Source organism: Ralstonia sp. R-29 (assembly GCF_049913345.1).
Classification (GTDB): Bacteria; Pseudomonadota; Gammaproteobacteria; order Burkholderiales; family Burkholderiaceae; genus Ralstonia.
This window is the reverse complement of sequence record NZ_CP184377.1, coordinates 2,995,640-3,008,175: the sequence shown is the minus strand read 5'-3', so window position 1 is coordinate 3,008,175 and position 12,536 is coordinate 2,995,640. Positions and strand designations below refer to the sequence as shown.

General features: G+C 69.7%; 10 protein-coding genes. 9 read left to right on the top strand and 1 reads right to left on the bottom strand.

Annotated features, from left to right (window positions below; all coding sequences use genetic code 11):
• The first annotated feature begins 7 nt into the window (after positions 1-7).
• The 9 genes from ACN9M1_RS14145 (at position 8) to ACN9M1_RS14105 (ending at position 11,638) form a co-directional block, all read left to right on the top strand.
• Positions 8-1,441 carry an ABC transporter permease gene (locus tag ACN9M1_RS14145; protein ID WP_426395324.1) on the top strand — a complete coding sequence of 478 codons (1,434 nt, stop codon included), beginning with the start codon at positions 8-10 and terminating at the stop codon, positions 1,439-1,441.
• A complete protein-coding gene (locus ACN9M1_RS14140; RefSeq protein WP_426395322.1) occupies positions 1,438-2,730 on the top strand; it encodes an ABC transporter permease in 1,293 nt (430 codons plus the stop codon). Before ACN9M1_RS14145 ends, ACN9M1_RS14140 begins: the two co-directional genes overlap by 4 nt.
• Positions 2,723-3,460 (top strand): ABC transporter ATP-binding protein, encoded by a 738-nt coding sequence (locus ACN9M1_RS14135; protein WP_426395320.1) that lies wholly within the window; start codon positions 2,723-2,725, stop codon positions 3,458-3,460. The genes ACN9M1_RS14140 and ACN9M1_RS14135 overlap by 8 nt, the downstream gene beginning before the upstream one ends.
• Before the next feature lie 34 nt (positions 3,461-3,494).
• Positions 3,495-4,766: a hypothetical protein gene (locus tag ACN9M1_RS14130; protein WP_426395318.1), complete on the top strand. Its 1,272-nt coding sequence runs from the start codon at positions 3,495-3,497 to the stop codon at positions 4,764-4,766.
• Between the two features lie 65 nt (positions 4,767-4,831).
• Positions 4,832-5,857: a class I SAM-dependent methyltransferase gene (locus tag ACN9M1_RS14125; protein WP_426395316.1), complete on the top strand. Its 1,026-nt coding sequence runs from the start codon at positions 4,832-4,834 to the stop codon at positions 5,855-5,857.
• 46 nt (positions 5,858-5,903) lie between these two features.
• A complete protein-coding gene (locus ACN9M1_RS14120) occupies positions 5,904-8,750 on the top strand; it encodes a PEP/pyruvate-binding domain-containing protein (RefSeq protein ID WP_426395314.1) in 2,847 nt (948 codons plus the stop codon).
• A gap of 9 nt (positions 8,751-8,759) precedes the next feature.
• Positions 8,760-9,074, top strand: a complete 315-nt coding sequence (locus ACN9M1_RS14115; RefSeq protein WP_426395312.1) for a hypothetical protein — start codon at positions 8,760-8,762, stop codon at positions 9,072-9,074.
• Positions 9,075-9,105: 31 nt separating this feature from the next.
• The gene (locus ACN9M1_RS14110) at positions 9,106-9,816 is read left to right on the top strand and encodes a 4'-phosphopantetheinyl transferase family protein (protein WP_426395311.1); all 711 of its coding nucleotides are present in this window, start codon (positions 9,106-9,108) and stop codon (positions 9,814-9,816) included.
• 58 nt (positions 9,817-9,874) lie between these two features.
• Positions 9,875-11,638: an acyl-CoA dehydrogenase family protein gene (locus ACN9M1_RS14105; RefSeq protein ID WP_426395309.1), complete on the top strand. Its 1,764-nt coding sequence runs from the start codon at positions 9,875-9,877 to the stop codon at positions 11,636-11,638.
• A gap of 2 nt (positions 11,639-11,640) precedes the next feature.
• On the opposite strand, the gene ACN9M1_RS14100 is transcribed toward ACN9M1_RS14105, so the two are convergent.
• Positions 11,641-12,324 carry an autoinducer binding domain-containing protein gene (locus ACN9M1_RS14100; protein ID WP_426395307.1) on the bottom strand — a complete coding sequence of 228 codons (684 nt, stop codon included), beginning with the start codon at positions 12,322-12,324 and terminating at the stop codon, positions 11,641-11,643.
• Positions 12,325-12,536 lie beyond the last annotated feature (212 nt).

The following is a 12,536-nucleotide window of genomic DNA, read 5'->3' as shown; positions in this document are numbered from 1 at the left end:
ACGCCCGATGACGAGCTCCACTTTCAAGATGGCGTGGCGGAACCTGCGCCGCAACCGCAAGCGCAGCATCGTCGCCGGTGCCGGCATCGCGCTGGCCATGTCGCTGTGCATGGCCACGCTTGGCATCATGGACGGCCTGAGCCTGGACCTGATCCGTGGCACCGTCGACGGTGAGGTCGGCCATATCCAGGTTCATCATCCTGACTACCTTGCCACGCGCCAGGTGCTCAAGACGGTACCGGCTGGCGCCGACGACCTCACGCGGCTGCGCGAGTCGCCGCAGGTCGAGCAGGCCGCCCGGCGGCTGTACGCGTGGGGCTACCTGAGCAACGGCCAACGCTCGAGCGGCGTGCAACTGATGGGCATCGACCCCGCCGCCGAGCGCGTGGTCACCACGATCCACCGCACGCTCGAGCGCGGCGCGTTCGTGCCCGAGCAGCCCACGCCGTGGAAAACCGCGAAGCCGCTGTCGGTCGCGCAGGCCGAGCAGGACCGGCGCCTGACCGAGGCCGCGGTAGATGACGCGTTTGCGCGCCTGGAGCATGGCAGCCGTCGGGCCGTGGATGCCAATGCCGCGCGCCGCGCGAACGCCTCAGCCGCGATTGCCGAACAGCTGGCGCCGCGCCCCGAGCGGCCACCCGGCGTGGTGCTCGGCAGCAAGCTCGCGAACAACCTCGGCGCGGAGCCCGGTGATCGTGTGAGCCTGCTCTACGAGAACACGCTCGGTGCGCAGTCGACGCTCGATCTCGAAGTCGTCGGCATCTCGCGATCGGGACTCGATGCCACAGACCGCTCGCGCGTGCTGATGCAGGCGGACGATCTGCAGAAGATGCTGCTGCTCGAAGCGCAGGCGCACGAAATCGCGATCCGCGTGCGCGATCCGCGCGATGCGGTTGACGTGGCCGCCACGCTCGGCCGCGCGCTGTCGGCATCGGGCGGTGCGCCGCAACACGTGCAGGCGTGGTCGCAGCTGCGGCCGGACATCATGGCGCTGATCGCATCCAACCGGGCGCTGATGGGTACGCTCGTGTTCATCGTGTTCCTCGTCGCCGGCATTGGCGTGCTCAACACGATGCTCGTCGGCGTGCTCGAGCGCCAGCACGAAATCAGTCTGCTCAAGGCGCTCGGCCAGGCGCCGCGCAACATCATGGGTCTCGTGATGCTGGAGACCTTCTGGCTCACGGCCCTTGCGTGCCTGGTCGGGCTTGGGCTCGGCTACGTCGCGCAGGGATGGCTGCATACGCACGGCCTGGACGTGTCGGCGTTCGGCGAGTTCTCGATGTCGGGTGTGAGCGTGGCGCCGGTGCTGCGCGCGAGCCTGTCGCCGGAGAGCGCGCTGATCCCGCTCGTGTGCCTGTTCTTCATCAACCTGCTGGCGGCGCTGGTACCGGCTGCGGTGGCTACGCGCATTCCCGCCGCGCAAGGACTGTCCGTCAAATGACCATGGAACACAGACTCGCGCTGCGCAACCTGCTGCGCAACCGCCGCCGCAGCGTGCTGACGGCCCTGATCGTCGTCGCCACCGTTGCGTTGATGACGATTTTCCAGGGGCTCTCGGAGGGCGGGCACAAAGCGATGATCGACGTTGGTGTGCGCATGGGCCTCGGCCATCTGCTTGTGTCCGAGCGCGGCTATGCCGACAACCCGGGCCTGGACCGGCTCGTCGCGAATGGCGAGGACCTGGCCGCGCACCTGCGCGCGAAGCTGCCGCAGGCGAGCCACGCGGTGCCGCGCCTGCGCCTGAACGCGATGGTGCAGTCGGGCGGCAATACGGTGGCCGTCACCGCGTCTGGCGTGGTGCCCGGGCTCGAGACGCAGGTGTCGGGCATCGCCGACCACAAGGCGATTGTGCAGGGCGTGCCGCTGGACGCGAGCGCGGCGCACACGCCCGCCGGCCAGCTGCCGCCTGTCGTGATCGGCTCGCGCCTCGCTCGCGCGCTCGGCGTGGGGCTCGACGACCGCGTGACGCTGACAGTCAAGCCCGCCACGGGCCAGGACTTCGCGCGCGCGGCGTTCCGTGTTGCCGGGATCTTCCACACGGGCATGGTCGAGCTTGATGCGTTCTGGGTCGAGCTGCCGCTTGCGCAAGCGCAGCGTCTTGCGCGCGCGGGCAACGGGGTCAGCGAGATCGCGCTCTACCTGCACGACCAGTCGGGGCTCGACGCGGCGCTCGATTCGGCCGCCGCCGCACTGCGCACGCTGCTGCCCGTTGAAGCGAAGGGACAGCTGCTGCAGGTGCGCCGCTGGAACGAGGCGGCGCCAGAGCTGTACTCGGCCGTGATGCTGGACGCCGCGGGCATGTACCTGCTGATGGTGATCGTCATGATCGTCGTCGCGGCCGGCATCCTGAACACGATCGTGATGTCCGTGATGAAGCGCGCACGCGAGTTCAGCGTGATGCTCGCGCTCGGGGCGAGTCCGTTGCTCGTCACGCGCGTGGTGCTGCGCGAGGCGCTGTATCTCGCGGCGCTCAGCGTCGTGCTCGGGCTCGCACTCGGTTATGCCGCGCATCTGCATTTCGCCACCGAGGGCCTGAACTTCCGCGAGATCTTCGGCACGAGCCTCGAAGCGGGCGGCGTGCTGCTGCCGGACCGCTTCTATTCGTACCTGCAGCCGCAAAAGCTGTTCGCCGGCGCGGGCTTCGTGTTTCTGCTGACCGTCGTCGTCACGGTCTACCCGGCCTACCGTGCCGGGCGGCTTTCTCCACTTCAATCGAGTCAACATGGCTGAGCAAGACGCCTTCGCGCCCATCGTGCAGCTTCGCGGCATCGGCAAGGTCTTTCGCCGCAAGCAACAGTCGGTCAGCGCGCTTTCCGACATCAACCTAGACATTCGCCATGGCGACTTCGCGGTGATCGCGGGGCCGTCCGGCTCCGGCAAGACGACGCTGCTGAACATCATCGGCCTGCTCGACACCGCCACGGCCGGCGAACTGACGTTCAACCAGCGACCGTTGTCGCAGGCGTCGATGACCGAGCTCGCGCGCATCCGGCGCGACGAGATCGGTTTCGTGTTCCAGGCGTACAACCTGATGCCCGTACTGACCGCGGCCGAGAACACCGAGATGGTCATGGAGTTCCAGGGCCGCCCGCCCGCAGAGCGCCGCCGCGTGTCGCGCGAGGTGCTGGGGCAGCTTGGCCTGGGCGAGCTCGCGGACCGCTTTCCCGACCAGCTCAGCGGCGGCCAGCAGCAGCGCGTGGCAGTTGCGCGCGCGATCGCCAGCCGCCCGCGGCTCGTGATCGCCGATGAGCCCACCGCCAACCTCGATTCGAAATCGGCCAAAAACCTGATGGACCTGATGGTGCGGCTGAACGAAGAGGAGGGCATCACGTTCGTGTTCAGCTCGCATGATCCGCAGGTCATTGAGCGGGGGCGGCGCGTGATCTCCCTGCGCGACGGCACGATCGTCAACGACAAGCAGACCCTGCAGCCCATGCCGCGGATCGATGCGCTGGCCTAGCCTCCTAGGCCGGCTCGCGCGCGGTGGCGCCGTGATGCTGCCGCTCATGCTCGGCGGCATGGGCTCCGCCGCCGCGCAACAGGATGCGGCGGTGCTCGACGCGCTCGGGCTTTCCGGCAACGGCGGGGCCGAGGGTGCCGACGCGAGCCGCCCAGAGGGTGCCGGTGCGGACCGCCCGGCCCGGCCCGAGATCGACTGGGGCGGCGTGCTCCAGTACCGCGCGGTCGCCAGCCGGCCGGGCGATGAGGACCACGCCGGCTACGCGAGCATGGCGACGCTGCGTCTCACGTCGGAGGCCACCTACGGTGCGCTGCGCGGGGTCGCGCATGTGAACGTGGAAGACTGGCGCACCTCGCGGCCATGGCTCATGCAGTCGCTCGTGGAGAACCAGGGCCAGGCCGACCGTATCCGCAGCCTCACGCTGCGCGAGCGCGACGGCAAGTCGCTGCAGTCGATGGGCATGGACTGGCTGTATGCGCAGGCGAGCTTCTCGCGTGCGCGGGTGACGGTCGGGCGTCAGCCGGTGAGCCTCACGCTCTCGCGGCTGTGGTCGCCGGCCGATACCTACGCGCCATTTCTCCCCGGCGATGTGGAGCGCCTCTACAAGGCTGGCGTGGACGCAGCGCGGCTCGACTATTACGTGACCGACCGTGTGAGCACGCAGAGCATCGTGAGCGCAAGCCAGGACAGCGGCGGCGCCACGCGCGCGAAGTGGCTGCAGCGGATCGAATATGGCGGCGAGACGAGCAAGTCGTTCTTCTCTGTCGGCCAGCGCCGCAACTGCGATCTCGCGGCGGCGGGTGCGCTCGTCACGGGCGTGGCCGACGTGGACTGGTATGGCGAGGGGCTGGCGTTCCGCGGCCGCGACAGCCGCGCGGACAGCTGCTCGCGAACCGGACAGGACAGCGGACAGGACAACGAGCGCGGTGGCTGGGGCCACCGCGTGGTGCTCGGGGCCAGCCGAAAACTCGCGCCCAACACGATCGGCACGCTTGAGTACCTTCACCAGACGCCGGTCAGCCGCCAAGCCGACCTGCCGTGGCTGGGCTCGGGCAGGCAATACCTCGGCGCCTCGATCTCTTACCAGGCGCATCCGCTCGTGCACGTGGACGGGCTGTGGTTCGCGAACCTGACCGACCACGGCCAGCAGCTCACGCTCGCGATGCGCTACACGCCGCAGCGCAACGTCGTGCTGCGTGCGAGCGTGGCCGGCCCGCTCACGGGGACCGGGCGGCGCAACGGCGTCGCGAGCGAGTACTGGCGCCAGGGGCGCGTCGCGCAGCTCGGTCTCGACTGGTACTTCTGATTGTTCCGCCTGACTCGCACGCCGATGCCCCCGGCTGACCCCATTCATCGACAGACAACGACACCATGAACCTGGCCACGCTGCGCAAGCTGATCTTCGAAAAAAACCTACCCGCCATGCTGCGCCTCGGCGGACAGGCCAATCATCTCTATCGCAGTGCGTTTGCCACGTCGGCAGGCGCGAACGGCGTGCTCGCGCTGCTGGCGCGCGAGCCGAGTGGCGTCGAGGCCATCGCGCGCCACATGGCGCTCGGTCCGGGCCAGCTGCCGGCCGTGGAAGCTTGGCTGGAGTGCGGCGTCAAGGCGGGCGAGATCGCGCGCCGCGATGGCCGCTACCGGCTCCGGGGGCGCTTGTCGCGGATGCTCGCGCAAAGCGGCAACGCCACACTCGGCGCGCTGTTCGAGGAGGTGAGCCGCTATCACTACGACGCGATCCTGCAGGCGCCGCAGCGGCTGCGCGAGTCGCGCCCCTATACGCTGGCCGACCAGGACGGCGACCTGATCGCGCGTGCCTCGCGCATCCTCGAGCCGCTCGTCGAAGAGGCGATCGACTGGGCGTTCGAGACGATGCCCGCCACGAACGCTTCGGTGCTGGAGATCGGTTGCGGCGCGGGCCACTACGTCGGCTACATGCTGTCGCGGCAACCCGCGCTGCGCGTGGTCGCGCTCGACTACCAGGCCGAGGTCGCCGACGCGGCCCGGCGCAACCTCACCGCGAGCGGATACCGTGGGGCGGACCTGCACATCGAGCATGCGGACATCCTCGGCTTCGAGACGTCCGAGCGTTTCGACCTCATCACGCTGCACAACAACATCTACTACTTCAGCGGCGAGCGCCGCGCGGCGCTGCTGCGCAAGGTGCGGGCGCTGCTGCGGCCGCAGGGGCGCCTGCTGTTGACCACGAGCTGCCGCGGTGGCAGCGCTGCGATTGCCGCGCTGCATCTGTGGTGGGCGCTCTCTGAAACCGAGGACGGCCTGCCGCAGCGCGAGACGCTCACCCGGCTGCTGCGCGAGCACGGCTTTGCCAACGTACAGGACAGGCGCGTGCTGCCCGGCGAGAGCTACTACGCCTTTCTCGCGAGCGTTGCGTGACGCGCCGCAACACCTTTTTGCCGAACCTTCTCCACCGGAGCGCCCCATGGATACGCTGACCCTCGAACCCTTGCCACGCCCCTGCAACGGCCCGGATGACCCGGCGCGCGAGGTGTTGCCCGCGCTTGATGCGCGTGATGCAGGTGAGGTGGCCGCTGCCGGCGGCACCTGGGCGCTCGGCTTCGACACGGCGCTGGCGCTCGGCGCGGACGCGCTGGGCGGCAAGGGATGGAGTCTGGCCCGTATGCACGCGGCCGGCCTGCCGGTGCCGGCCGGGTTCTGCATTCCCGCCGCCGCCTTCGGGCGATTTCTTGCCCACAACGACCTCGATCTGGCGCAGGCCTGGGCGCGCGGCGACGAAGCGGCGCTCGCCGATATCGCGCAGCGCATCCGCCGCGCCGCGTTTCCGCCGGGCGCAGCGGAACAGATCCTGCAGGCGCATGCCGCGCTGGGCGCCGCGCCGGTGGCCGTGCGCTCGTCGGCGCTTGGCGAGGATTCGGTGGCGCACTCGTTCGCGGGCCAGTACGCCACGTTCCTCTACGTGCGCGGCGCCGACAGCGTGCTGGATAGCGTGCGCGACTGCTGGGCGTCGCTGCTGAACGCCGGCGCACTGGCATACCGCCGCGAGCGCGGCGCGGCAGCGGCCGGCGAGGCGCTCGCGATGGCCGTTGTCGTGCAGACGATGGTACCGGCCGAGCGCGCGGGCGTCGCGTTTGCGCACGATCCGGTGAGCGGGCGCGATGATGCCTGGGTCGTCGAGGCCTGTTACGGGCTCGGCGAGGGACTGGTGTCGGGGCGCGTGAGCTCGGACCTCTACCGGATCGACGCCGCCGGGCTCGGCATCGTGGAGCGGGCGATCCGGCCCAAGCCATCGGCAGTGCAGTGGGATGCCGGCGCGGCGCGGGTGGTGGAGCAGGACGTACCGCCTGCGCTGCGCGAGGCACCGGTGCTGGACGCTGCGCGCGCCCGCGCGGTCGGCTTGCTGCTGCAGCGCTGCAACGTGCTCTTCGGCGGGCCGCAGGACATCGAATGGGCGCAGTACGGCGACACCACGTGGCTGCTGCAAAGTCGGCCGATCACGAGCGTGGCGGAGCCGGCCACGCCGCACCAGGGCCGGCCCGCGCCCGATGTGGCGCAACGCGCGCTGTGGTCGCGCATGGATATCGGTGAGATCTTCACGGGGCGCATGACGCCGCTCGGCATCTCGTTCGCGCGTCATTACCAGTACAAGGTGCACCGCGCGTGCGGCACGGGCATCGGGCTGCTGGACCTTGGCGATCCTGACGAGTACATGGGGTACTACAAGGGCCACGTCTACCTCAACGTGGCCTATACGGCGTACCTGCTTTCGCAGACGCCGGCGGGGCTCGACCAGCGGCCGTTCCTGGCCCGCTTCGCGAGCGAGGACGTGGATCTCACCGGCTACCGCAATCCGTACGGAGACCGCCATCGCGGCTCGCGGCTGCGCTCGTGCGCGTACTGGGTCTGGAAGACGCTCGGCGAGCTGGCGGGGGCGAAGGCACGCGCGGCGCGGATGGTCGCGTCGCGCTATCGCGAGTTCGATCGCGCGGCGGCGCAGGACCTGACGGCGATGGGCCTCGACCAGCTGCGCGAGGAACTGACGCACGCGCTCGACTACTTCCGCGCGATGCATATCGGCTACCTGCCGTTCTACATCAACGCGTTCGCCACGTATGGGCTGCTCGAGGAGCTCTGTCACGCGTGGCTGCCGGGCGTGGGCACGCATCTGCAGAATCGGCTCAAGGGCGATATGTCGAACCTGCGCACGATCCGCAGCGCGCGCGATATCTGGACGCTGCGCGAGTCGCTGGCGCGCTATCCGCGCGTCGAGGCGATGATCCGCGCGCTGCCGGCCGCCGAACTGCATGCGGCGCTGGGCCGCGACGCCGAGGGCGCCATCTTCCTGCGCGAGGAGCTTGCACCGTTCCTGCGCGAGAACGGCGTGCGCGCACGGCAAGAGATGGAGCTCTCCCACCCGCGCTGGATCGACGATCCGACCTACGTGTTCCAGGTCCTCAAGATCTACCTCGAGCGCGGCAACACCGTCGAAGATCGCCTGGCCGCCGCGACAGAGGCGGCCGATGGCGGTGAGGACACCGAGGCCCTGTTGCGTCGGCTCCCAGCGTGGAAGCGCGCCGTCGTGCGCCGTGTGATCCGACTCTATTGCGGCTGCAGCGAGCTGCGCGAGGAGACGCGCATGAGCATGATCACCTCGATCTGGCTCGTGCGCCGCGTGCTCGTCGAGCTGGCCCGCCGCCTTGGGGCGGAAGGCGTGCTGCACGACGCGCGCGAGTTCGCTTACCTCGACTTCGCTGACCTGTGCGCGTACGCGAACGGCGACGCGAGCGCGGCCGAGTGTTTCCCGCGCGCGCGCATCGATGCCGCACGCCGGCTGCACAAGGCGCGCGTGCGCGACGACGAACCGCCGCTCACGTTCTTCGGCCAGGCGAGTGCGCGGCCGCGTGGCGCGCAGGCAGACGGAGACGGCACCGTGCAAGGCGCGCTGCATGGCCTCGGCACGTCGCGCGGGCGCGTGCGCGCGAAGGCGCGCGTGATCCACGACGTCGACGCGCAGGCGGGCGAATTGCAGAAGGGCGAGATCATCGTGACGCGCTTCACCGATGCCTCTTGGACACCGCTCTTTGCGCTGGCCGGCGGCATCGTCACGGACGTGGGCTCGATGCTCTCGCACAGCTCGATCGTCGCCCGCGAGTTCGGCCTGCCATGCGTGGTCAACACGGGCAACGCCACCGCGCGCATCCGCACGGGCGACTGGGTGTCGATCGACGGCGAATCGGGCGCGGTCGAGATCGAGCCCGCCCGCGCGCAATCCGACACGCCATCCGATCTGCAATCCGATACCCGCCACTGAAACCCCATCATGCAAATCCTGATCGACCGCATCCGCCTGCTGGACCCGTCCCACCGCGAAGCATTCATTGCCTGGGTGAAGGACGTCGACTATGCCGCATGCCGCGACCTGCCGAGCGTGCTGCGCTTCCACGTGTACGAGGCGGCCGAGGGTGCGGACTGCGACTTCTTCGAGATCGTCCAGGTGAGCAGCCTGGCGGACTTCGAGCGCGACATGCAATTGCCGCTCTTTCGCAGCCTGCAGGCGCGCTTCGGGCGCATGGCGACCGTCGCGAGCCAGCTCGCGGGCGTGCTGGTGCCGCCGGGCTTTGAGCGCAATGCCTGAGCCGCCGGCGAGCCTCGGCACGGCGCCCGGCATGGCGCAGGGCAACGCGCTGTGCAGCTGGCGCATCGATCTCGAGGCGCTGTCGGCCGACTGCCCGGGCCCGGACTGCGAGCGCTGGCGCGCGAGCGCGTGGCTCGATGCGGGCGAGCTCGCGCGGCTGCAGAGTTTTGTGCTGCGCAAGCGCCGTATCGAATGGCTCGGTGGACGCCTGGCTGCCAAGCATGCGCTGCACCTGTTGCTCGCGCGCATGACACAGCGCGCGGTGCCGCCCGCGTCCACGTGGCCGATCGTCAACGACGAGGAAGGGCGCCCCGTGTTCCAGGGCCTGCCGCTCTATGTGTCGATCACCCATAGCCGGCGCCTGGCCATGGCGGCCGTCGGCGCGATGCCGGTCGGGGTCGACCTCGAGGGCTTCGAGGCGTTGCGCGCGCGCAGCCTCGAAGCGCTGTTGCGGCCCGCCGAGGTGCGCGTTGTCCAGCAGGCGCTGTCCGGTCCGCCGGAAGCGGCGCGCGCCTATCTCTGGTGCCTGAAGGAGGCGCTCTTCAAGGCGATGGGCGAGGGCAGCTTCGCGCGCTTCGCCGAGGCGCTGCACCTTGCGGGCTGGCAGGCACCCGATCGTCCGCTGTGGCGCGCGGGGCCGGACGGCGGCGCGCTGCCGGCGCAGGCGGCCGGCGCCAACCGCTGGCGCGCGCTGTGCGCGGCCGACGCCGGCACGGCCCACGTACTCGTCTTACCGGCATGAGCGCCCCCCCAACCCTGCCTTTCGACAAAGGCGTTCCCCTGATGCAAGGAGAGTTTTGATGGACCCCAAGGCAATACAGTCCGGCGAGGCGTTGGAGGCCGCGCTGGGCAGCCCGTTGCAGGCGCACGCGGCGATCTGCTTCGACAGCGCGCTCGCGCTCGACGAGCAGGAGGCGTTTCCGCAGCCGCATCTCGAGCGGCTCCACGCGCTGGGCTGCTTTGAGCAGCTGATCCCGGAGCCGTTCGGCGGTGCGCTGCGCGAGCTGGAAGAGGCGATGCTGATGTCGCGCCTCATCTCGCGGCGCGATCTCACCACGGCGATCGCGTTCGGGCAGGCGTTCCTCGGCAGCATTCCGGTCTGGCTTGCCGGCAGCGCTGAGCAGCGGCGCGGCGCGGCGGCGTTGCTGAGAGAGGGCCGGCTCGCGTGCCTGGCGCTGACCGAGAAGGAGCATGGCAGCGATATTCTGTCCACGGGCTTTCGGGTGCGCGCGCAGGGGCAGGGCTTCGTGGCCGACGGCACGAAATGGCTCATCAACAATGCCACGCGCGGCGCCAGCCTGACCGTGCTGTGCCGCGTCGAACGCGAGGACGGCGGCGCCGGGCTCGGCCTGCTGTGGCTGCGCCAGCCCGATGGTGCGGACGGCGCGGATGCGCCGGGGTGGCAGCCGCTCGACAAGATCCGCACGCTCGGCATTCGCGGTGCGGATATCAGCGGGCTGCGGCTGGAAGCGTATCCATGCGGCGCGGACGCGCTGCTGCCGTGCCCCGAAGGCGCGCTGCCGACCGTGCTCAAGACGCTGCAGATCTCGCGGGTGCTGTGCGCGGGCTTTTCGCTCGGCGCGGTCGATACGATGTTCCGCCTGACGTTCCGCTTCGCGAGTACGCGCGAGCTCTACGGCAAGCTTGCGATCGACATCCCGGCCGTGCGGGCGCGTCTCGCCCGCTGCTATGCGGGCATTCTCGTCGCCGACGTCGTGGCCCAGGTGGCCTGCCGCGCGATCACGGCCCGCCCCGCCGAGTTGAGTGTGCTGTCGGCCGTGGCGAAGTTCTACGTACCGAGCGAGACCGAGGCGATCGGCCGCGAACTGGCGCTCGTGCTCGGCGCGCGTCACTACGTGCGCAGCGAATATCCGTGGGGCGTGTTCCAGAAGCAGATGCGCGACAGCCAGGTCGTGAGCCTGTTCGACGGCAGCACGCAGGTCAACCTGAGCCTGATCGCTGGGCAACTGCGCGCGCTCTGTGCGAAGCTGCACGAACGGCTGGCCGAAGGGCCCGGCGCCGGCTGGCTCGACAAGGCGGCCGTGCTGCTGTGGCGCGACGGCAGTTGCAAGGGCTGGCCGGCGCAGTCTGACTTGCGTCTGGGCACCGGCGGGGAGGATTGCCTGCTGCCGGCGTTCTTTGCGATGCGCGAGGCCATGCGCAAAACGTCGCCCGGGATGCCGAGTGAGATGCCGCCGGCCGTGGCGCAGGCGCTGTCGGCGCTCGAGACCGCCGTGCGGACCTGGCTTGCCGACTGCGATGCCGCGATGGCGCAGTCTGCACTCGCGCCGGACACGGTGATGGCCATGCAGTTGAGCGAGCGCTATATCACGCTGCTGGCCTGCGCGTGCGCGGCGCTGGCATGGCATCTGCACAGCGGCGTGGTTCCGGACTACCGGCTCGACGACGCCGTGCTGCTGGAGTATCTGGCCGGCAAGCTGCCCGAGGCGGGCATCGCGGTGAGCGACGCGCACCGGCAGGCGCTTGTCGAGGCCGCGGGTGCGCTCGTCAGCGGGCAGCGGCTGCTGTCGGTGACCGACGTGCGCCTGGCCGACGCGGCGTGAGTTCAGGGATACAGCAGACCGAGCATGGCCGCGCGCACGACCGCGCCGGTCTTGTTCGGTGCGTTGAGCTTGCGCACGGCGTTCTTCGTGTGGAAGTTCACGGTGTCCACGGACAGGTGCAGGATGTCGGCGATGTCGATGGATGTTTTGCCGTCCGCCGCCCAGCGCAGAACCTCGGTCTCGCGGCGGGACAGCTTTTCTGGGGGGACGGCGGACGCGCTGGTGCCGAGCAGGCGCGAAAACACCATATGGTTCACGCTGACGAGCGTGCGCATCCTGAGCTCCAGGCCTTCAAGCTCGCTCGCCGAGACCTGCCCGGTGCTGCGCGCCAACGTGAGCATGCTGCCCACGCCGTCGGCGCCGAAGCAGGACTGACACCAGCCCACGCGCAAGCCGGCCGCCTGCGCTTCCTCCCAGAACTCGGGCGTGTTCGCGAACACGCTGTCGGACCACACGAGCGGCACCGTCGTGCGCCGTCCGTGCGCGACCGTGGGATCGATCTCGAGATAGTTGGCCTCCTGGTAGCGCGCCTGCCAGGCCGATGGGAAATTGCTGAGTATGGTGGTGCGCGGCCGCGACAGCGGCAGCGGCATGCGCACACCGTATGCGCACAGGTCGAAACCAAGCGCCTGCGCCGCGCGCTCCACGCGCCGGAACGCCTCGCGCGTGCACGATAGCGTGTTCATGTCCGCAAGCAGATCTTCCTGCCACCTGGTTGTGTCCATATTGTCACCATTATCGTTTGCGCCCGCGAAAAATCCGAATCGAATACCCGGCGCTAAATGACGATCCAGCCGAACACGCCTGGCAGGCAGGCGGTATCGCATGTGCAATTCGGCACACGTCATTCACCGCCCGCGAATGGGCCGGGGGCGCAAGTGTGAGGACGAGGATTTGA

Bases quoted from the DNA above. Each gene is read 5' to 3' on its own strand.
- ACN9M1_RS14145 (WP_426395324.1), top strand. From the start codon at position 8: ATGACGAGCTCCACTTTCAAGATGGCGTGGCGGAACCTGCGCCGCAAC.
- ACN9M1_RS14140 (WP_426395322.1), top strand. From the start codon at position 1,438: ATGACCATGGAACACAGACTCGCGCTGCGCAACCTGCTGCGCAACCGC.
- ACN9M1_RS14135 (WP_426395320.1), top strand. From the start codon at position 2,723: ATGGCTGAGCAAGACGCCTTCGCGCCCATCGTGCAGCTTCGCGGCATC.
- ACN9M1_RS14130 (WP_426395318.1), top strand. From the start codon at position 3,495: ATGCTGCCGCTCATGCTCGGCGGCATGGGCTCCGCCGCCGCGCAACAG.
- ACN9M1_RS14125 (WP_426395316.1), top strand. From the start codon at position 4,832: ATGAACCTGGCCACGCTGCGCAAGCTGATCTTCGAAAAAAACCTACCC.
- ACN9M1_RS14120 (WP_426395314.1), top strand. From the start codon at position 5,904: ATGGATACGCTGACCCTCGAACCCTTGCCACGCCCCTGCAACGGCCCG.
- ACN9M1_RS14115 (WP_426395312.1), top strand. From the start codon at position 8,760: ATGCAAATCCTGATCGACCGCATCCGCCTGCTGGACCCGTCCCACCGC.
- ACN9M1_RS14110 (WP_426395311.1), top strand. From the start codon at position 9,106: ATGGCGCAGGGCAACGCGCTGTGCAGCTGGCGCATCGATCTCGAGGCG.
- ACN9M1_RS14105 (WP_426395309.1), top strand. From the start codon at position 9,875: ATGGACCCCAAGGCAATACAGTCCGGCGAGGCGTTGGAGGCCGCGCTG.
- ACN9M1_RS14100 (WP_426395307.1), bottom strand. From the start codon at position 12,324: ATGAACACGCTATCGTGCACGCGCGAGGCGTTCCGGCGCGTGGAGCGC.